Below are 19,712 nucleotides of genomic sequence, written 5' to 3'. Positions count from 1 at the left end.
TCGGTCCTGCCGAATCCCTCCCTCGGCACCTCTCAGAGGCGTGAGATCTCGTCCACCAGGTCGTCCAGGCCGAGCGGTCCCTGCGACAGGGCCGCCATGTGCCAGGCCTTCGCGTCGAACGCGTCCCCGTGGGCCGCCCGCGCGTTGGCGCGGCCCAGCAGCCAGGCCCGCTCGCCCAGTTTGTAGCCGATGGCCTGGGCCGGGACGGAGAGGTAGCGGGTCATCTCGCTCTCGACGAAGGCCGGCGGGCGGCTGCTGTGCCGCTGGAAGAACTCCTGTGCGAGGTCGGGCGTCCACCGCTCGCCGGGGTGGAACGGCGACTCCGCCGGGATCTCCAGCTCCAGGTGCATGCCGATGTCCACGATCACCCGGCAGGCTCGCATCATCTGGCCGTCCAGGTAGCCGAGCCGCCGCTCCGCGTCGGGCAGGAAGCCCAGCTCGTCCATCAGCCGCTCCGCGTACAGCGCCCAGCCCTCGGTGTTGGCGCTTACCTTGCCGACGGTGGCCTGGTAGCGGGAGAGCCGGTCCGCGACGTGCACCCACTGCGCGATCTGCAGGTGATGACCGGGCACCCCCTCGTGGTACCAGGTCGACACCAGGTCGTACACGGGGAACCGGGTCTGGCCGTCCACCGGCAGCCAGGTGCGGCCGGGCCGGGCGAAGTCCTCCGACGGGCCCGTGTAGTACGGGGCGGCGGCGCCGCCCGGCGGCGCGATCCGGGACTCCACCCGGCGTACCCGGTCGGCGAGTTCGAAGTGGGTGCCGTCGAGCGCCTTGACGGCCTCGTCCATCAGCTGCTGCAGCCAGGCCTGGACCTCGTCCACGCCCTCGATGTGGGTGCCGTGCTCGTCGAGGTGGGCCAGTGCCTCCCACGGCTCGGCACCCGGCAGGATGCGGTCGGCCTCGCGCCGCATCTCGCCCAGCAGCCGGTGGTACTCGGACCAGCCGTACGCGTAGGCCTGGTCGAGGTCGAGGTCGGTGCCGTTGAAGAACCGCGACCAACGGCGGTAGCGCTCGCGGCCCACCGTGTCGGGCGCGTCGGCCACCGCCGGGGCGTACACGTCGCGCATCCAGTCCCGCAGCGTCACCACGGCCCGGTCCGCCTCCGCGCCCGCCGCCGCGAGTTCGGCGCGCAGCTCCTCCGGCACCGTGTCCTCCGCCTTCCCGGCGCCGTCGGTGAATCCCTCGAACCAGCCCCGGGTCTGCCCGTCCTCGCCCGCGCCGCCCGCGCCCGCCCACTCGGTGAGCTGCCCGACGAAGGTGGCCGTGGCGCGGGGGCCGCCCCGCAAGCCGCGTTCGAGGCCGAGCGTGAGCGAGGCCCGGTAGCCCTCCAGGGCCGCCGGGACCGCGCGCAGCCGGGCGGCGACGTCCCTCCAGTGGGCGGCGGTCGCCGTCGGCAGCATCGTGAAGGAGATCCGCACGCTGTGCGCGGGCGAGCGCAGGTTGCTCACCGTGCACAGACCCTCACCCGCCTCGTGCACGAGGAGTTGGGCGGAAAGGCGCTCCCGGAGCAGCCGCGCGCAGCGCCGCTCCGCCTCGTCCTCGGCGCCGGACTGCCGCTCAGCCTCGTCGAGCCGGGAGAGGGTGCGCCTGGCCAGGTCGGCGACGGCCTCCTGGCCGGCCGGGGAGAAGTCGGGCAGGCGTCCCGCGCTCTCGTGGACTCCCAGGAAGGTACCGGCGATCGGGTCGAGTTCGATGAGTGCGTCGACGTAGTCGTCGGCGACCTGGCGGGGCAGTGCGGCGCTGGAAGTCTCTGACATGACACTCATCCTCGCCCGTTCGGGGTCCCCGCGTCACCTCAACCGAGCTCGGTCGGCTGACAAGTGAGCGCCCGGGACCGGCGTGCGGAGTGCCCGGCGCGCCCCGTTCCGGAAGACCGGCCCGGTGTCGGCCCGCGGCGTTCCACGCGGCGGGGCGGGACCCTCCCCGGCGCGTCGCCGCAGGTCGGCCGGGCCCGCGACGGCCGGATCCGCCCGGTGGGCCTCGTTACCGGTGGGAGGGAAGTCCGCCCGGGACTCCGGCATACCCCGCCCGAGCCTGACGGGCCGCCCCGGCCGGTTCCCGCCGGGGCGGACCCTCCAGGGCGAGCGGCGGGACGGCGGAAGCCCCGTGGACTTTGGCCGGATCCGGACGGTGCCGCCGCCCGGCGGGGCGCCGGTGCGGCGTCCCCGGCGAGGCCGGCGGAGGTGGCCGCACCGACCTCCCGGGCGGGCTGTGGGCAGGTCGTCCGGGTGTGCTGTCCGGCCCTCGGCGGCCGCGGGAGGGGCCGGGCTCGCTTTGAGGAAACCGGCCAATGGCCGGACTCCGCAGGGCGATTTCCCGCTACCGTCCGGTAACCGTTCGCGGTGCCGCCCGGGCGGCATCCCGGTCGGCGGCACCGCCGTCCGGACCGCGGCCCGACCACCGTCCGGACAGCGTCAGTGCCCGGCCCGGCGCGCTGCCGGTGTGTCCGCCGGAGTCTGCGTGGTCGCGTCCGGGGCCGCCTCCGAGACCGTGTCCCGGCGGCCGCTCAGGCGGGCGGTGATGACCAGCGTGCCCTCCTCGATCTGGTAGTCGAGCGGGAGGTTCAGCGCACGCATGGCGGCCACCATGCCGGTGTTGGAGGACTGGGTGACGGCGTAGACGCTGTCGCAGCCGGCCTCCTCCGCCAGGGCCACGAGCCGGCCGAGGAGTTCGGATCCGATGCCGCGGCGCTGCCAGTCGTCCTCGACGAGCAGGGCGACCTCGGTCTCCTCGCCGTCCCACAGCAGGTGACCGAGGGCCACCACCCGGCCGGAGGCGGTCTGCACGGCGAGGGTGCGGCCGAAGCGCGGGTTCAGGAGGTGGTCGAGGTAACGGTCGGCGTCGCCGACCGGGCCGTGGTAGCGCAGGCCGAGGGTGCGGCCGGAGCAGCGGTCGTGCATGGTGCGCGCGGCGGGCAGGTCGCGCTGGTCGGCGCGGCGGACGGTGATCTCGTTGCCCTCGGGCAGGGTGAGCACGTCACGGCTGCGGGGGATGCGCGGGCCGAGCCGGGCGTCGAGCTCGACGAGGGCCCGGGCCCGGGCGAACTCGGTCGGGGTGAAGGGCAGATAGGGCCGTTCGACGACGATCGTGCCGCCGTTCGGGTCGCGCAGCCGCATCACCGTCTCCTCCAGGACCCCTTCCACGGGGGCGGGTTCGCCGGTGGGCCGGCCGGCCAGCGAGACCGGCGGCACGGAGTGGATGGTGCACCGGCCGAGCAGCTGGCGCAGGGCGAGCGGCAGTTCGGCCGCGTCGAGCGCGGTGCGGGTGGCGAGCCCGAGCACCCGGGTCGGGGTGTCCACGAGGTCGTGCGCGTCGGCCCGTTCGGTCCAGGTGTCGCTGCCGCCGGCGGCCGCGACGGCCCGGGACAGCTCGCTCGTCTGAAGGGTGGCGGGCGCGCGGAGCAGGAACTCGTCGACCGTGCCCTCGGCGAGCGGATGGGTCTGCAGGGTCAGGATGTCGACGCCGTGCCGGGCGAGCACCGTGCAGAGCGCGGCGAGACTGCCGGGGGTGTCGCGGACCGTGGTCCGCATCCGCCACAGGGCCGTGCCGGCGGGGGCCCCCACGGGGTCGGCGCCGGCACGGACGGCGGGCGGCAGCGGGGTCCCCCCGCTGCCGCCGGGATCGTCCACGGGCGGCGCATGACTGTGCCGCCGGGCCCACCAGGTGTGGAAGGCGGCCGTGGCGACCAGCGCGATCGCCGAGAACACCAGCAGGTAGGGGCCGTCCGGCCCCTTGGCGATGGTCTTGGCGATCGTGTCGGCCACCACCACGGCGGTGAACAGCGCCGCGAGCTCGATCAGGTCGTGCCGCCAGTGGTGGGAGCGGCGGGCGTTCTTCGTGGGCGTCATGTCGGTCATGACCTCACTGTGACCCAGCGGTGTTGCGTGATCACGAACGCTTTGTGACTGACGGGTTAAGCGCCGATCTGGGGGCCTAGTGACTGATTTGGACTGCTTCTGATGGAGTCCGATCGCCACTCCGTCCGAGTGCGGCGAGCAGCCGCCGGGCCTGGGTCACCAGCTGCGAGGAGCCCGGCCGCGCCGCCGTCTCCGCGAGACCCGCGGGCTCGCCCGAGGCCCCGCACCGCTCGACGCACTCCGCGGCCACGGCGACCAGCTCCCCGACGCCGCGCACCGGCTTCGGCGCCGTGAGCAGCCCAGGCAGCAGCCCGGCGAGCACCGCGTGCACCGTCGCGTACGCCCCCGTCGCGGCCGCCGTACGGGCGGCGTCCGCGAGCCGGTTCGGCTTCACCGTCCCGTCCGCGATCAGCTCGGCGAGCCGCGCGGCGAGGAGCGACGGATCCAGCTCGCCCCGGGAGGCCAGGACGAGCAGCGCGTCCACCGCCGTCAGCCGGTCCTCCGCGTGCCGGCAGCCGAGCCCCAGGGCCAGCGCCATGTGCACCGCCGGGCCGACCGGGCCGTCGCCCTCCGCGAGCGCCGTGAGCGCCCAGGCCGCCCCCCGCTCCTCCGACTCGGCCCCGCCCGCCACCGAGGGCAGCAGCCAGGCGGCGAGGGCCTCCCGGTCGTCCGGCAGCACCCCCGGCCACAGCGGACGCATCCCCGACCAGTGGTAGCCGCTGCACCCGCGGGTGATCTCCGCCGGCTCCGCGCCCAGCCAGTGGAATGCGGGCGGGAACTCCTTCCTGATCGACCGGTGCTCCCGGACCGCGAGCACCAGCCGGTCCGCGAGCCGCCACGACCCCGACCGGCTGTCCCTGCCCCTGGGCAGGAGCCGCAGCACCGGCGACAGCTGCTCGCTCGCCGTCAGCAGTTCCGCGAGACGGGTGCCCGCCCGGGTGCCCAGCCCCGCCGCCCGCTCGGCGGCCTCCGCCGTGGAAGGTCCGGCCTTGCGCACCCGCAACAGCGCCTGCGCGAGATCCACCGGCAACGGCTCCACCCCGGCGTCCCGGTACTCCCGCAGCCTCTCCACCAGCACCAGCGGATCGACGGACCCGGTGTGCCGGGTCGGTGTGGCCAGGAGGAACGGGACCGGGGCCGCCGTCGCCACCACCCACGCGGCCTCCCACGAGCGGGCGTCGACCGCCCGGGTCAGCGCCTCGTGGGCACAACCCGGCGTGCCGAGCAGGCGCCTGCGGGCGATGTCGAGCCGGGCCGGCCGCACCGCGCCGACGAGAGCGGCGAGCACGGTGAGGACGCCTTCCGAGCTCTGCGACACGTGGTCCCGGCCTTCCAGCCAGTATGCCCCCGCGAACGTGTCCCGCACCGCCGCGACCAGGGCCTCCCGGTTCCGGTACGCGTGCCGGACGACACCGTCCAGGACCCGCTCGAAGTCCTCGACGGACTCGTAGGGGTGCCGCGCGAACGGGACCAGGTCCGCCATCAGTTCCGCCACCGTCTCCGCCGCCGGTGCCGACGGGCGCGGCTCCGGAACGGGGGGCAGGACCTCCTCGTACGGGCCGGTGTCGACGGCCGCGGCCCCGCCGAACAGCTCGACGGCGGCCGCCCGGTGCACCGGGCTCAGCAGCTCCGCCGCGCCGGCCAGTTCCTCCCGGACCCGCTCGTCCACCCGCGCCAGATGACGCCCGACCAGAGCGAGGGCCCGCTCCTGGACAGCGGTGTCCTCGTGCCCGAACGCGTCCGTGACCACCGGCAGCAGCTCTCCGGCCGCCTCCGGCTCCCGCCGCAGCACCTTGCCGACCAGCGTCAACTGTGCCCGCACCAGCTTCTTCTCCGTGCGGAACAGCGCCGCGCCGGTCATCTCCGCCACCTGCCCCGCCGTGAGCCCCCCGGCCAGCGCCAGCTCCGCGAGGACCTCCTGCGCGTGCGCGGCCACCGGCGACGGTGCGTCCGCCACCATGCCCAGCCAGTCGGGTATCCGCGCGCGCCGCTCCTCGCCCGTCGTCCCCAGCAACTGCAGCAGCGCCAGCGGGAAGCGCAGGTCGCGCGGGCGCCCACCGCGCAGCAGCCTTGCCGCACAGCCGTCGACGAGCGCGGCCCGGTCGAGGACCCCCTCGTCGGCGAGCGTCTTCAGCGCCGTCGGCCAGTGCCCGTCGTCTCCCGGGCCCGCCGACCAGGTCAGCCGGTCCGGCGTCTCGGTCAGGGCGATGACGTACGGCACGAGCACCGGCGTCTGCGGATCGGAGCGCAGCCGCTCCAGGAGCCGCCCGCTCGCCATCTCCCGCGTCCAGCCGCGCAGATAGGCCTCGCCGGTGGGCGTCGCACAGCCCGAACGGAGCACCAGGGTGTGCACCAGCCGGTACTCGTCCTCGGCGACGGCCGGCCGTTCGGCGAGCCGCCGCGCCACGTCCGCGAGCCAGGCCGGCTCACGGTCGGCGAGCACCGCGAGGACCCTGTCGGTGGTCCTCTCTCCCCAGTCCGCCAGATCGCGCGAGCCGATCCAGGCGGCCGCCGCGGCGGCGCCCGTGTGACACCCGGCCCCCGCCAGGCGCAGGGCGCGCTGCACCTTCCGCTGCTCGTTCCACCGGTCCCAGCCCCAGCCGCGCACGTCCTTGCGCAGCTCCTTGAGCAGCGGCAGCGCCGCCCTGCGCCCGCTCGCGTCCAGCCGCGTCAGGATCTGCTGCACCGACAGGTGGGCGCCCGAGCGGACCGCCCGAAGCAGCTCCTCCACCCCGGCCGCCGTCCCGCCGGATGCCGTCGCCGTCTCCGTCACCGTGGCCCCCGTCATCGTCGCCCCCGTCATCGCGCGGCCCCCGCCGCACCGGCCGGCGCACCCGCCGGCGCCTCGCGCCGTGCCATCCGCACCGCGAGCGCGTGCTTGCACGGCCCGCGCCGACCCCGGTACTCCGCCCACCACGCGCAGGTGCAGCTCAGCCGCCCGCTCTCCGACTCCCGCACCTGATAGCGCCGTTCGCCCGAGCCCACCGAGGCCAGCGCGCCGTCGAGCGTCACCGCGCCCTCCGCGAGCAGCGCCCGGGCGGAGAGCAGACGCGGGTTGTGCCGCTCGGCGCGGTCCGCGTCGTAGGGGAGCTCGCGATGGAAGTAGGCCGCGTCCGCCACGTCGTACCCCACGCGCCCCGCCGTGCCGAGCCGGGTCAGCGCCGCCCGCACCCGCTCGACGGGCAGTCCGGACTGCCCGGCCAGGTCGGCCGGGTCGATCCGCGGCTCCCAGGCCAGCAGCACCGAGATCAGCTCCGCGTCCTGCGCCGCCTCCTCGGTGGCGAGCGCCTCCAGGACACCGCCCTCGCCGGAGAAGCCGCGCGCCGGGTCGGGGGAGAGGGTCAGCGTCAGCCGCATGCCCGGCAGCCGCACCTCCCAGGCGCTCGGCGCGGGCCCGCCGTCCGGCACCGGCCCGTACACCCGCAGCGCCGTCGCGTGCCGCAGCACGCGTTCGAGCGCGATCAGCCGGTCGGGTCCCGCCAGGCAGACCGCCCCCGCGACCGGCCGGGTGGTCGGCCGCAGGGTCCGGCCCGACGGGACCACCCACAGGGGACCGCGGCCCCGGGCCGGGGAACGCGGCAGCGAGCGCAGGAAGCGCACCGCCTCCGCCCCCGACAGCTCCGCGCGCAGGTCGAAGCCCGCCGAGGAGACCTGCGCCTCGGCGAAGCCGCGCAGCCAGCGGTCCGGCAGCGGCACCTTCTTCTCCACGACCGGGCCGTCGAGCGTGGTCACCGCCAGTTCCTCCGGGCCGACCCGCAGATGCAGCGGGTCGTCCCCCATGAGCCGCGACAGCGCCTCCCGCAGGGGGTTGTTGACGTCCACATTCGTCGTGCCGTGTCCCGTCCCGGCCCCGTCCAGTCCCGCGCTCAGCACGTCCAGCCGCGCGTACACGCCGCCGCAGCCGGAGAAGGACTCGAAGCGCAGGCGGTCGCCGTTGCCGGTCACCACCGGGTCCAGCGAACCCGGCCGGATCCGCTGGTGGTAGCGCGCGGCCGCCACGTCGGCCACGGCGAGCAGGCCGCGCGCGGCCGCCTGCGGCGACGTGAGGAATCCGGAGAAGAACCGGGGGCGGGCCTCGGCGCCCCGCGGCGTGAGCCCACCCGACGTCTCCAGACCGAGCAGCCGCCCGGAGCCCGAGGGCTCGAGGGCGGACGGGCGTGCGTAGGCCAGCGCCTGTACGGATCGCGTCATGGAAACGACCGTAGGTCCCGGCACTGACAATCCGTCGGGACCGGCCTACGCCCGGTCCGGCCACCCGCCCCGGCGCCCGGACTACTGCCCGACCCGCCCCGGCACGAGCACCTGGGAGAACAGCACCGTGCCGCCCTCGGCGCGCAGTCGGACCGTCAGCTCCCCGCTGTCGCCGTCGATGTCCACCTCGCCGAAGTACTGCGGGCTCTCCATCGGCGACAGGTTGGCCCGCTCGGGCGCCCGGACGAAGACCCGCTCGGGTCCGAAGGTGGCGTCCAGCCGACTGGCGGGGAAGCCGCCCGCGGCCAGCGGACCGGACACGAACTCCCAGAAGGGCGCGAAGTCCTGGAAGGCGGCGCGCTCCGGGGCGTAGTGCTGCGCCGAGGTGTGGTGCACGTCGGCCGTGAGCCACAGGGTGCCCGTGATGCGCCGGTGCTTGATGAAGCGCAGCAGTTCGGCGATCTGCAGCTCACGGCCGAGCGGGGCGCCCGGGTCGCCCTGGGCGACCGCCTCGAAGTCGGTGGCGCCGTCGGGGACGACGAGCCCCAGCGGCATGTCCGCCGCGAGGACCTTCCACACCGCGCGCGACCGGCTCAGCTCGCGCTTCAGCCACTCCGACTGCTCCGTGCCCAGGATGCCGACGGTGTCGTCGGCCTGCCGGCCCGGCGAGTTGGCGTCGCGGTAGGAACGCATGTCCAGCACGAAGACGTCGAGCAGCGGCCCGTAGCGCACCACCCGGTGCATCCGGCCCTCGGACCGCGTCCCGCCCGCGCGCGCGTGCAGCGTGGAGACCGGGAAGTACTCGGCGAAGGCGCGGGAGGCACGGGCCGCGAGGACGTCGATGTTCTTCTCGGTGTAGCGGACGTCGTCGAGGATCTGCCCGGGGTACCAGTTGTTGCGGACCTCGTGGTCGTCCCACTGCACGATCGACGGCACCTGGGCGTTGAAGGCGCGCACGTGCTGGTCGAGCAGGTTGTAGCGGAAGTTGCCGCGGTACTCGTCCAGGGTCTCGGCGACCTTGGACTTCTCGGGGGTGGTGACGTTCCGCCACACCCGCCCGTCGGGCAGGGTGACGCTGGGCTGGATGACCCCGTCGGCGTAGATGGTGTCACCGCTGCACAGGAAGAAGTCGGGGTCGAGCCCGCGCATCTCCTCGTAGGCGCGGAAGCCGCCGATGTCGGGGTTGATGCCCCAGCCCTGCCCCGCGATGTCGCCCGACCACAGGAAGCGCACGCCGTCCCGGCGCCGTGCGGGGGCCGTCCGGAAGGTGCCGACGACCGGCTCTCCGGTGCGGCGCGGGTCGTCCGGGTCGGCGAGCGTGACCCGGTAGTGGATCTGCTCGCCCGCGGGCAGGTCGCGCAGGGCCGCGGTGCCCGTGAAGTCCGTACCGGGGCCGAGGAGCGGCCCGTGGTGGCGGCGCACCCGGCGGAACGACTCGCCGGCCGAGGTCTCCACGATCATCCGGGCCGGCCGGTCCGAGCGGACCCACACGAGACCCGAGTGCGCGGTGACGTCGCCGGTCTGCACGCCCCACGCGGCCGTCGGGCGCCCCGAGAGCGCGAACGCCGGGCTCGCGAACGCGCCGCCGGCGGCCGAGAGGGCGGCGGCCGGGGCGGCGAGCGATCCCCGCAGGACCGTACGGCGGGCGGGCGACAGGCCGGGCGTGGGCTGAGACATCGGAGCGCCTCCGGGAAACGGGAACAGGGCCGCCCCATGCCTAACGCCCGGGGACGGCCGGGAACCGAACCCCGTGTGAACAACACGGTCTCCCCGCACCCGCGTTGCGCCGTCCCCGGGCGCGTCGCCGCCGGGGCGCCCGGAGCTCACGCCCCCGGGGACGGCCGGGCCCGCAGGCCCCCGGACGGCCGCTCAGCCGCCGTACGCTCCGGCCACCAGGCCCACCCCCAGGGCGATCTCCGCGGGCGTGAGGTGGGCGTAGCCGATCACCAGGCGGACCGCGCCGTCGTCGAACCGTGCCGTGCCGTAGTCCTCCGCGGGGCGCAGGCTCACGCCCACCGTGGCCGCCCGCTCCAGGAAGCGGGGGGTGGGGCCGTACGCGGCCGACACGCGCGCGATGACGTGCAGTCCGGCGGCGATCCCGGTGACCTCCGTGCCGGGGAAGTGCCGCTCCAGGGCAGCGACCAGGGCGTCCCGCCGTTCGCGGTAGGCGCGTTGGCAGCGGCGCAGCTGACGGTCGTAGCCGCCGTCGGTCACGAAGCGGGCGAGCACCGCCTGGTCGAGGGCCGGATTGCCGAGGTCCATGGTCCGCTTGCGCTCCACGACCTCGTCGAGCAGTGCCTCCGGCACCAGCATCCAGCCGAGCCGGAGCCCCGGCGCGAGCGACTTGCTCACCGAGCCCGCGTACGCGACCCGCTCCGGATCGAGCCCCTGGAGCGCGCCCACGGGCGCCCGGTCGTAGCGGAAGTCCCCGTCGTAGTCGTCCTCCAGCAGGAAGCCGTCCACGGAGCGGGCCCAGTCGAGGAGTTCCGCCCGGCGCTCCGCCGTGTACGCGATCCCGGAGGGGAACTGGTGGGACGGCGTCACCACCACGGCCCGCACCCCGGCCGCCGCCAACGGCCCCGGTACGAGGCCCTCCGCGTCGACGGGGAGCCCCACCGTGTCCAGGCCGGTCGCGGCGAACAGCCTGGCGTGCTCCGGACTGCCGGGATCCTCCACGCCCACCGTTCGCAGGCCGCGCGCCCGCAGCGCGAAGCCGAGCAGCGTCGCCGCCTGGGCCACCCCCGAACACACCACGAGTCGTTCGGGATCGGCCACCACCCCGCGCCGGCGCGCCAGCAGGGCCGCGACCGCGCTGCGCAGCCCCGGCAGGCCGCGCGGATCGGGATACCCCAGCTGCCGGTGCTCCATTTCGGCCAGCACGGCGCGCTGGGCGGCGCCCCACGCGGGCCTCGGGAACAGCGACAGGTCGGGTGTCCCCGGGCGGAAGTCGACGCGCGTGCCGAGCGGGCGTGGTGCCAGGTCCCGTACGCCCGGCGCGGCGGCCCGCGCCGCCCCGCCGACCCAGGTGCCCGCCCCGCGGTCGCTGCGCAGGTACCCCTCGGCGGTCAGCTGTTCGTACGCCTCGGTCACCAGGCCCCGGGAGACGCCGAGGTCGGCGGCGAGCGCCCGGCTCGACGGCAGCCGCGTGCCAGGTGCCAGCCGGCCGGTGCGCACCGCCTCGCGCAGTGCCTCCTGCAGTGACCGGCCGCGCTGCCGCGCCGGTGCCGCCGCCGCGGGAAGCAGCAGCTCCCAAGCCGGATGCCCGCGCATGCGTCCCGCCCCCTCGTCCCCGTGGCCGCTCGTCCCCCTCGGCCGAAGCGCCCGGCGCGGAGCCTACCCGGGGGACTGCCCCGCTCATGGCGCAGCGGGGCCCGCGCTCACGCCGCGGCGGCCAAGGGGGCGACGCCTCGGAGCCGTTCCCACCGGCCCGGAGCGATAACGGGGCCCTTCCCGGCCGTACATCTGCGGGCCTGCCTTCCGGCGAGGAAGGAGACCGCGGCGGGTCCGGCCGTTCCCGCGGGGGTCCGGCGGCCTCGTCGGTGTGCCGCCGCACTCGGGCGCCCCCGAGGCCGGCAGGGCCGGGGGCCGGTCGAGCACCGTGCCGTCGCACAGCGGAACGGGTGTGGGAAGCGGTGCCTCCCCCGGAGCCGCCGCGAAGTGGTCCCCGACGGCGGGAGGCGAGTGGACCCCGAACCGGGCCCGCCCGGTTCCTAGCGTCGTGAGCATGAACGCGAACACCTTGCGCGGCGCGCTCCTCGTCACCGTCGCCTACGCCCTCGTCGGCGCCTCCTTCACCGCCAACAGCCTGCTCGGAGCCTATCCGTACGCGGGCGGCCAGGCCGTGCGCTACGGCGCCGCCTGTCTGCTCCTGCTGCCCCTGATCGGCCGCGGTGGCGCGGCCCCGCTCCGCGCCCTGACCACGCGCCACTGGCTCCGGCTCGCCCTGCTCGCCGCCGTCGGCATGGTCGGCTTCAACCTCGCCGTCCTCGCCGCCGAACGCACCGCCGAACCCGCCGTCCCCGGGGTCCTGGTCGGCTGCGCCCCCGTCGTGGTCGCCGTCCTCGCGCCGCTGGCCGACGGCCGACGGCCCACCCGGGCCGTGCTGTACGGGGCGGTGCTGGTCGCCGCCGGCGCCGTCACGGTCCAGGGCTGGGGCCGCACCGACGCCGCCGGCCTCGGCTGGTCGCTGGCCGCGCTCGCCGGCGAGGTCGGCTTCACCGTGCTCGCGGTGCCGGTGCTGCGGCCGCTCGGGCCGAAGCTGCTGACCGCGGCGGTGTGCGGCCTCGCGGCCGTCGAGTCGGCGGTGATCGGGCTGCTCGTCGACGGGACGCGAGCCCTGCGCGTACCGACGGCGGCGGAGACCGGCGCGCTGGTGTGGCAGGCAGCACTCGCGACCGGCGTCGGATTCGTGCTCTTCTACAGGGGCGTGCGGCGCCTGGGCATGGAACGGGCCACGCTGTTCACCGGCGCCGTCCCGGTGGCCGCCGCGCTGACCGCCGCCGCGGTCGCGCACGGCTCCTTCGGGCCGGCGCAGGCCGCCGGTGGCCTCCTGGTGGGGGCGGGGGCGGCCCTGGGCACGGGCCTGTTCGGGGGCGGCCGGGCCGCCGGCGCGTCAGCCGGCGCTGCCGTCCAGGACGACCCGGGCCACCAGCGCGGGGTCGTCGTTCATGGGGACGTGGCCACAACCGGGCAGCCGGACCAGCCGGGCGCCGGGGATCGCGTGCTTGGCGCGGACGCCCTGCCGTCGCAGGAGCAGCCGGTCCCGGCTGCCCCAGGCGATGGTCACCGGGACGTCGGGGACGTCGTCGGCGAAGGTCACCGTGCGGCCGGCCGCGAGGGTCTGGTGGAAGCCGGTGGCGGCCCGCAGGGACAGGGTCTCGGCGACCGCCGCCTCGGGTGACAGGCGTCCGGGCCGTGCGTAGATGCTGCTGGTGAGCACCGTGCGGCCGGCCGCGCTGCGGGAGAGCCGCTCGATGAGGGGGACGGGCATCGTGAGCGCCGCGCCCCGCATCGCGCGCAGGGTCGTGAACGCGTACCGCCGCTCCCCTTCGGACCAGAAGCCGGCGGGAGAGAGGGCCGTCACGGAGCGCACCAGCCTCTCGCGGCCGAGCTGGAGGGCGAGGAGACCGCCGAGCGAATTGCCCGCCACGTGCGGCCGTTCGACCCCCAGGGCCGCGCAGAAGGCGTCGAGCACCGGCACCACCGTGCTCAGGTCGTACGCCAGCGGTTGGGGCAGCGCGGGGGAGGCGCCGAAGCCCGGCAGGTCCACGGCGATGACGTCCCGTTCGGTCGCCAGCACGTCGATCACCGGCTCCCAGGCCTGCCAGAGGTGCCCGATCCCGTGGAGCAGCAACAGCGGCGCTCCGCTGCCCCGCCGCTCGTAGGTCATGGTGACCGTGCGCGGTCCGTCGGGGGACTCCACGGCGAACGAGATCTGTGCGGGCATGGCTGCTCCCTGTCGGACGGACACTTACGAGACACCCTGTCAGCAACAATTACCGGTGAGTAGAGTCAAGTTCAAGACCTCCCGCCGTAGGGACAGAGGCCCGCGGGGTCGGCCGGGACGAGCGGGTGCCGACCGGGACGCGTCTGCGGAGAACACCGCGCGCCCCTCACCGGCGTCGCCTGCCGCATGCCCGGAGGCGCGACCGACGCCGAGGACGTGGTGCGGGACGCCCGGCTGCGCCGGACCGCCGACGACCGCGGCGACGTGCGCGAACCCCGCGCCTCCCTGGTACGGATCACCACCCGGCTCTCCCTCGACCGCGCCCCGCCCCGGACCCCACGGTTCCGCGGCGGGGCCCCGTGCTGCGCGCGCCTCACAACGACGCGAACGTCCTGTGAACGATCTAGGTCAGAGGGTCACATTCAGGGGCGTTCGACGGAGGATTGGTCTTGACCAAGGGTGTGCCGAGCTCTATGGTCGCAGAGTTAGTGCAGGAACCTTTAATAAACAAGGGCGCGGAAAACGCCGCGGGACACGGCGAATGTGCGGAGGATCAGGGTGGGGACCACGCAGCTCGAAGCAGCACCGGAGCCGAAGTACTGGCACCTCAAGACCGTGCTCGGCGAAGCCCTCGACTCGGACTTCGCGGTCGGGGAGATCCTGCCCAACGAGCGCGAACTGGCCGCCCGTTTCGGCGTCGCGCGCGCGACCCTCCGGCAGGCACTGGAGCAACTGGAGCTCGAGGGCCGCCTGCAGCGCCGCCGCGGTGTCGGCACCACCGTCGCCCCGCCGCGCGTCGGCGTCGACGTCTCCACCACCCAGCACATCTGGCCCGGCGTCGGCGAGGACACCTGGCAGTCCGTCGACCCGGCCGCCGACAAGGCCCCCGCCGCCGTCACCCGGCTCCTCGACGTCGAGCCCGGCGAGCACGTCCACATCGTGCGCCGGCTCCGCGTCACCGAGGGCCAGCCCGTCGCGGCCGAACTCCTCTACGTGCCCGCCGGCTCCGTGCCCGGCCTCACCGGGACCGACGCCCCCGCCGGGACGGACCGCGCCCGCGACGTCCTGCGGGAACTCCAGCGGCTCGCCCTCGACGGCCAGGACCGCTCCGTCGAGCTGGGCTCCGCCCGCGCCGACGACGCCAAGGAGCTCGACCGCCTGCCCGGCGCGCCCGTCCTCGTCGTCACCACCCGCTACCTCTCCGAGGGCCGTACCGCCGCCGTGTCCGTGGCCACCTACCGCGCCGACACCTGCCGCCTCACGTTCGGCGACTCCGGCGACCTGGCCATCGCCTCCTGACCGGAGCGGCCTCCGCGTACGACGACGGCCCCGGGCGCACCGCCCGGGGCCGTCCTCGTTTCCCCGGACCGGGCACGACGGAAGCTCAGCGGCGGGCCGTCGCCGCACCGTCCACCGCGAACAGCTGCTCCTCCACGTGGTCGAGCGCGAGCCGCAGGGCGCCCGTGCCCACCGCGGCCTCGCCCAGCAGCGAGAGCACCACCCGCGGCGGCCGCAGACAGAACCGGGCCAGCTCGTCGCGCAGCGGCTGCAGCACCCCGTCGAGTCCCGCCGCCCAGCCGCCGATCACCACCAACTCCGGGTCGATGGCGAGCACCAGCGCCGCCACGTCGTGCACCAGGCGCTGGATGAACCGCTCCACCGCCGCCTGGGCCCGCGCATCGCCCTCCCGGGCCAGCGCGAACACCGCCGCGACCGCCTGCTCGTCCAGGGGGTGCAGGGGCTCGTCGGTCGTCGACAGCAGATGCTCCGGCGTGACACCCCGGCCCAGCAGGTGCAGGGCGCCGATCTCGCCGGCCGCACCGCCGTAACCCCGGTGCAGCCGCCCGCCGATGAGCGAACCGGCGCCCGGGCTGAGGCCCGCGAGGACGAACACGATGTCGTCGGAGTCGGTCGCCGCGCCCTTCCAGTGCTCGGCGACCGCCGCCGCGTTGGCGTCGTTCTCCACGATCACCGGGCAGCGGAACGAGCGCCGGAGCCGCTCGCCGAGCGCCAGCCCCGTCCAGCCCGGCAGTGCCGTGCCGAGGCGGACCGTACCGTCCGTCTCCACGATCCCCGGCGTACCGACGCCGACCGCCCGCAGATTCGACCGGGGCACCCCGGTCCTGCGCAGCACGTCGGCCACCACGGTGCGCACGCGGTCGAGCCGCTCGTCCTCGGGGGCCGTCTCCGACACCTCGCGCGAACCGGCGCCGATGATCCGCCCGTCCAGGCCCGAGATCAGCGCGGCGACCCGGTGCGGACCGATCTCGACACCGAGCAGATGTCCCGCCTCCGCCCGGAAGCGGAACCGCCGGGCCGGCCGGCCCTGCCTGCGGGCCTCGCCCTCCTCGGGCGCGGCCTCCATGACCAGACCGCCCTCGATCAGACCCTCGGTCACGCCCTCGACCGTCGGCCGGGACAGGCCCGTGATCCGGGTCAGGTCCGTGAGCGTGAGCGCGCCGGAGCTCCGCAGCGCATGGAGTACCACCGCGGAGTTGATCCGCCGCAACAGCGACGGGTCCCCGCCGGTCAGCCGCCCCACCCTGTGTCCTCCCAGCTCGTGCGCCTCTTTGGCCGGATGTTACTCAATGGACGGGTGGGCGGCGAGCGCCGCCCGGGGCGCCGCGGGGCCACCGGCCCGCCAGGCGGAGCCGCCCCGGCCGTCCGGCGCCCCGGGACGGGCGCCTGACGGAGCGCCAACTGTCAGTGCCCGGCGCTTTACTGGACCCATGAGCCTGGCACGCCACGTCGAGACCGTCGACCTGCTGCGCGGACGTCCCTTCCGCGACGGCGGGCACCATCTGACCGAGTTAGCGGCCGCCGACGCCTCCGAGGAGCAGACCGAGGCGGAGCGGTCGGCGCTCGCCGGCCACCTGGCCGCCCGCTGGGGACCGCCGCAGCACGTCGGCCTCGGCACCGTGCGGCTGCGCGCCGCCCGCGGCGAGCCCGTACCGGCACCGTGGGACCTGGTGAGCGCGGCCGCCCCCGACGTCGAGCTGTGGCGGACGGACGGCCGCTGGATAGCCCTCGGAGTCGTACGGGCCACGGAGGACGAGCACCGGATCCTCCTCTGCGTCACCGTCGTCGACCCGCCCTGAGCCCGGCGGCCGGACCGTGCCGTTCGTGCGCCACGGCCCGCGGCCGGGCGACGCTGCTCTCCGGACAGTACCCAGCTCCTGTCGTGACACTCCCGCCTCCCCCGCGCCCCGGGCAACGACGGGAGCGTGACGACAGGACCTAGCCGCGCCGGTCCGGCACGCCCGCGGCCTCCCGCAGCCGGGCGTACTCCTCCGCCATCGTCTGCGCCGTCCAGTGGGCGTTCAGCCCGCTGGGATTGGGCAGCGCCCAGATGCGGGTCGTTCCCGAGGGCCCGTCGACCGTGCGCTCCTGCGGTCCGATCGCGGCCTTCCGCTCGCCGAAGGCGGTGCGGTAGGCGGTCACGCCGACCACCGCGAGCCAGCGCGGGGCCAGCCGCCGCACCTTCTCGGTGAGGATCCGCCCGCCCTCCCGGTACTCCTCCGCGCTCAGCTCGTCCGCCCGCGCAGTGGCCCGCGCCACCACGTTGGTGATGCCGAGGCCGTACGCGAGGAGCTCCTCCTGCTCGGCCGGCGCCAGCAGACGCGGAGTGAAACCGGACAGGTGCAGCACCGGCCAGAAACGGTTGCCCGGCCGGGCGAAGTGGTGGCCGGTCGCCGCCGTCATCAGACCCGGGTTGATCCCGCAGAAGAGGACCGAAAGGCCGCCCGCGACCACATCGGGAACGAGGCGGTCGCGGGCGGCCTGGAGCTCCTGCGCGGAGAACCGGGGGGTTCCGGTCAGAGGATCGCCCCGGGGGTGTATCCGGCGGCCTCCGGGTGCTGCTTCACGATCTCCTCGATGCGGGAGACCACCGCCGCGACCTGGCCGGCGGCGGCACCGGTGAAGGACAGCTTGTCCGCCATCAGCTCGTCGAGCTGCGCGCGGTCCAGCGGGATGCGCTCGTCGGCGGCCAGCTTGTCGAGCAGCTCGTTGCGCTCGGCGCCCTGCTCGCGCATGGCGAGGGCGGAGGCGACGGCGTTCTCCTTGATGGCCTCGTGGGCGAGCTCGCGGCCGACGCCGGCCCGCACGGCGCCCATGAGGACCTTGGTGGTCGCCAGGAAGGGCAGGTAGCGGTCCAGCTCGCGGGCGACGACGGCGGGGAAGGCGCCGAACTCGTCGAGCACGGTGAGGAAGGTCTCCAGGAGACCGTCGAGGGCGAAGAAGGCGTCGGGCAGGGCCACGCGGCGGACCACGGAGCAGGACACGTCGCCCTCGTTCCACTGGTCGCCGGCGAGCTCGCCGGTCATCGAGGCGTAGCCGCGCAGGATGACCATGAGGCCGTTCACGCGCTCGCAGGAGCGGGTGTTCATCTTGTGCGGCATCGCCGAGGAGCCGACCTGACCGGGCTTGAAGCCCTCGGTGACCAGCTCGTGACCGGCCATCAGACGGATCGTCTTGGCGATCGAGGACGGGGCCGCGGCCAGCTGCACGAGCGTGGTGACCACGTCGTAGTCGAGCGAGCGCGGGTAGACCTGGCCGACCGAGGTGAAGGCGTGCGCGAAGCCGAGGTGTCCCGCGATCCGCTGCTCCAGGTCCGCCAGCTTCGAGGCGTCCCCGCCGAGCAGGTCGAGCATGTCCTGCGCGGTGCCGACCGGGCCCTTGATGCCGCGCAGCGGGTAGCGGCCGAGCAGCTCCTCCAGGCGCGCGTACGCCACGAGGAGCTCGTCGGCGGCGGTCGCGAAACGCTTGCCGAGGGTGGTGGCCTGGGCGGCGACGTTGTGCGAGCGGCCGGCCATGACCAGCTCCGCGTACTCGCCGGACAGCTTGCCGAGACGGGCGAGGACGGCGACCGTACGGTCCCGCATCAGCTCCAGCGAGAGCCGGATCTGCAGCTGCTCGACGTTCTCGGTCAGGTCGCGGGAGGTCATGCCCTTGTGGACGTGCTCGTGGCCGGCGAGGGCGTTGAACTCCTCGATCCGGGCCTTCACGTCGTGCCGGGTGACCTTCTCGCGCTCGGCGATCGAGCCGAGGTCGACCTGGTCGAGCACGCGCTCGTAGTCGGCGAGCGCCGCGTCCGGAACCTCGATCCCGAGGTCCTTCTGGGCACGCAGCACCGCGAGCCACAGCCGGCGCTCCAGCTTCACCTTCTGCTCGGGGGACCAGAGGACGGCGAGCTCCGCGGAGGCGTAGCGGCCGGCCAGGACGTTGGGGATGCGGGGCTTCGCAGTCACAGCAGTCACGTGTCCAGATTCTACTGGCGGTTTCTGCAGGCCAGCGCCACGGTCCGGCCTGGAGCTTGCTACGAGACGCGCGTCACGTCAGAGCCCGGTCCTGCCGGTCTCCGGCAGCTCGTACGGCAGCAGCTCCGGGCGCTTGGGCGCGCGGCCGTCGCCCGACGAGCGGCCGGTGAGCCGGCGCCCTATCCACGGGCCCAGGTGCTGCCTGGCGAAACGGGCGTCCGCCACCCGGCGGGAGCCCCAGCCCGGGCGCGGAGTGGGCGCGAGCGGGGTGCGCCAGTCCTCCTCGGCGGGCAGGCCCAGCGTCTGCCAGACCGCCTCGGCCACCCGGCGGTGCCCCTCGCCGGTCAGGTGCAGCCGGTCCACGTCCCACATGCGCGGGTCGCCGAGCGCGGGGGCGCCGTAGAGATCGACGACCAGGGCGCCGTGCCGGGCGGCGAGCTCGTCCACGTACGCGAAGAGCTCCTCCATGCGCGGCCGGAAGCGCTCCAGGACCGGCCCCCGGCGGCCCGGGCTGCGCATCAGGACGAGCTGTCCGCACGAGGGGGCGAGCCGCTCGACGGCCTCGCCCAGCAGGCCGCGCACCCGGCCCATGTCGCACTTGGGGCGCAGGGTGTCGTTGAGACCGCCGACGAGGGTGACGACATCGGCCTTCATGGCGGCCGCCGTGTCCACCTGCTCCTCGACGATCTGGCCGATCAGCTTGCCGCGCACGGCCAGGTTCGCGTACCGGAAGCCGGGCGTACGGGCGGCGAGCCTGCCCGCGAGGACGTCGGCCCAGCCGCGGTAGGAACCGTCGGGTGTCAGATCCGACATGCCCTCGGTGAAGCTGTCGCCCACGGCGACGAGACTGGTGTACGTGGCATTGATCTCCATGGCCCCGCGATCATACCGCCCGGTATGGCGTGCCCGCCCCGGACGGGTCGGGTCCCGGGCGGGTGGGCCCCGGACGGGTCGGCC

13 protein-coding genes and 2 pseudogenes are annotated in these 19,712 nt (G+C 75.3%); 4 read left to right on the top strand and 11 right to left on the bottom strand.

The features are described from left to right. Positions 1-32: 32 nt before the first annotated feature. From ACGF1Z_RS15345 to ACGF1Z_RS15320, 6 genes are all read right to left on the bottom strand, one after another. Positions 33-1,760 (bottom strand): DUF885 domain-containing protein, encoded by a 1,728-nt coding sequence (locus ACGF1Z_RS15345; protein ID WP_393003935.1) that lies wholly within the window; start codon positions 1,758-1,760, stop codon positions 33-35. Positions 1,761-2,417: 657 nt separating this feature from the next. Beyond that, positions 2,418-3,851, bottom strand: coding sequence for a GNAT family N-acetyltransferase (locus tag ACGF1Z_RS15340; protein WP_393004197.1), 1,434 nt, complete (start codon positions 3,849-3,851; stop codon positions 2,418-2,420). Between the two features lie 85 nt (positions 3,852-3,936). Further along, positions 3,937-6,648, bottom strand: coding sequence for a DUF6493 family protein (locus tag ACGF1Z_RS15335; protein WP_393003933.1), 2,712 nt, complete (start codon positions 6,646-6,648; stop codon positions 3,937-3,939). Positions 6,649-6,659: 11 nt separating this feature from the next. Beyond that, complete coding sequence (locus tag ACGF1Z_RS15330; protein ID WP_393003931.1) at positions 6,660-8,051, bottom strand: SWIM zinc finger family protein; 1,392 nt, start codon at positions 8,049-8,051, stop codon at positions 6,660-6,662. An 81-nt stretch (positions 8,052-8,132) separates the two neighbouring features. Further along, complete coding sequence (locus ACGF1Z_RS15325; protein WP_393003929.1) at positions 8,133-9,728, bottom strand: alkaline phosphatase D family protein; 1,596 nt, start codon at positions 9,726-9,728, stop codon at positions 8,133-8,135. A 192-nt stretch (positions 9,729-9,920) separates the two neighbouring features. Further along, complete coding sequence (locus ACGF1Z_RS15320) at positions 9,921-11,321, bottom strand: PLP-dependent aminotransferase family protein (RefSeq protein ID WP_393003927.1); 1,401 nt, start codon at positions 11,319-11,321, stop codon at positions 9,921-9,923. 454 nt (positions 11,322-11,775) lie between these two features. Here ACGF1Z_RS15320 and ACGF1Z_RS15315 point away from each other — a divergent pair. Further along, a pseudogene (locus ACGF1Z_RS15315) lies at positions 11,776-12,612 on the top strand (DMT family transporter); the annotation flags it as partial. Positions 12,613-12,663: 51 nt separating this feature from the next. Here ACGF1Z_RS15315 and ACGF1Z_RS15310 read toward each other — a convergent pair. Further along, complete coding sequence (locus ACGF1Z_RS15310) at positions 12,664-13,497, bottom strand: alpha/beta fold hydrolase (RefSeq protein ID WP_393003925.1); 834 nt, start codon at positions 13,495-13,497, stop codon at positions 12,664-12,666. Between the two features lie 150 nt (positions 13,498-13,647). On the opposite strand from ACGF1Z_RS15310, the pseudogene ACGF1Z_RS15305 reads away from it, so the two are divergent. Together ACGF1Z_RS15305 and ACGF1Z_RS15300 are read left to right on the top strand one after the other, a co-directional pair. After that, positions 13,648-13,818 (top strand): annotated as a pseudogene (locus ACGF1Z_RS15305) (RNA polymerase subunit sigma-24); the annotation flags it as partial. A gap of 237 nt (positions 13,819-14,055) precedes the next feature. Next, positions 14,056-14,796 carry a GntR family transcriptional regulator gene (locus ACGF1Z_RS15300; RefSeq protein ID WP_393003923.1) on the top strand — a complete coding sequence of 247 codons (741 nt, stop codon included), beginning with the start codon at positions 14,056-14,058 and terminating at the stop codon, positions 14,794-14,796. 85 nt (positions 14,797-14,881) lie between these two features. Here the strand turns inward: ACGF1Z_RS15300 and ACGF1Z_RS15295 are convergent, their stop codons facing one another. After that, entirely contained in the window at positions 14,882-16,039 is a 1,158-nt protein-coding gene (locus ACGF1Z_RS15295) for an ROK family transcriptional regulator (RefSeq protein ID WP_393003921.1), read from the bottom strand. 187 nt (positions 16,040-16,226) lie between these two features. Between ACGF1Z_RS15295 and ACGF1Z_RS15290 the strand changes: the two genes are divergently transcribed. Further along, positions 16,227-16,595: a hypothetical protein gene (locus ACGF1Z_RS15290; RefSeq protein WP_393003919.1), complete on the top strand. Its 369-nt coding sequence runs from the start codon at positions 16,227-16,229 to the stop codon at positions 16,593-16,595. A gap of 139 nt (positions 16,596-16,734) precedes the next feature. Here the strand turns inward: ACGF1Z_RS15290 and mug are convergent, their stop codons facing one another. The 3 genes from mug to ACGF1Z_RS15275 form a co-directional block, all read right to left on the bottom strand. Beyond that, on the bottom strand, positions 16,735-17,250 hold the full coding sequence (mug, locus tag ACGF1Z_RS15285) for a G/U mismatch-specific DNA glycosylase (RefSeq protein WP_393003917.1): 516 nt from the start codon (positions 17,248-17,250) through the stop codon (positions 16,735-16,737). Positions 17,251-17,312: 62 nt separating this feature from the next. Next, a complete protein-coding gene (gene purB, locus ACGF1Z_RS15280; protein WP_393003915.1) occupies positions 17,313-18,755 on the bottom strand; it encodes an adenylosuccinate lyase in 1,443 nt (480 codons plus the stop codon). Positions 18,756-18,833: 78 nt separating this feature from the next. Next, positions 18,834-19,628: an SGNH/GDSL hydrolase family protein gene (locus ACGF1Z_RS15275; RefSeq protein WP_393003913.1), complete on the bottom strand. Its 795-nt coding sequence runs from the start codon at positions 19,626-19,628 to the stop codon at positions 18,834-18,836. Positions 19,629-19,712 lie beyond the last annotated feature (84 nt).

Origin of the sequence: Streptomyces sp. NPDC048018, from assembly GCF_043202995.1 — a bacterium.
Taxonomy (GTDB): Bacteria; Actinomycetota; Actinomycetes; order Streptomycetales; family Streptomycetaceae; genus Streptomyces.
This window is presented reverse-complemented; position numbering and strand designations above follow the sequence as displayed.

Bases quoted from the DNA above. Each gene is read 5' to 3' on its own strand.
- ACGF1Z_RS15345 (WP_393003935.1), bottom strand. From the start codon at position 1,760: ATGTCAGAGACTTCCAGCGCCGCACTGCCCCGCCAGGTCGCCGACGAC.
- ACGF1Z_RS15340 (WP_393004197.1), bottom strand. From the start codon at position 3,851: ATGACGCCCACGAAGAACGCCCGCCGCTCCCACCACTGGCGGCACGAC.
- ACGF1Z_RS15335 (WP_393003933.1), bottom strand. From the start codon at position 6,648: ATGACGGGGGCCACGGTGACGGAGACGGCGACGGCATCCGGCGGGACG.
- ACGF1Z_RS15330 (WP_393003931.1), bottom strand. From the start codon at position 8,051: ATGACGCGATCCGTACAGGCGCTGGCCTACGCACGCCCGTCCGCCCTC.
- ACGF1Z_RS15325 (WP_393003929.1), bottom strand. From the start codon at position 9,728: ATGTCTCAGCCCACGCCCGGCCTGTCGCCCGCCCGCCGTACGGTCCTG.
- ACGF1Z_RS15320 (WP_393003927.1), bottom strand. From the start codon at position 11,321: ATGCGCGGGCATCCGGCTTGGGAGCTGCTGCTTCCCGCGGCGGCGGCA.
- ACGF1Z_RS15310 (WP_393003925.1), bottom strand. From the start codon at position 13,497: ATGCCCGCACAGATCTCGTTCGCCGTGGAGTCCCCCGACGGACCGCGC.
- ACGF1Z_RS15290 (WP_393003919.1), top strand. From the start codon at position 16,227: ATGAGCCTGGCACGCCACGTCGAGACCGTCGACCTGCTGCGCGGACGT.
- ACGF1Z_RS15275 (WP_393003913.1), bottom strand. From the start codon at position 19,628: ATGGAGATCAATGCCACGTACACCAGTCTCGTCGCCGTGGGCGACAGC.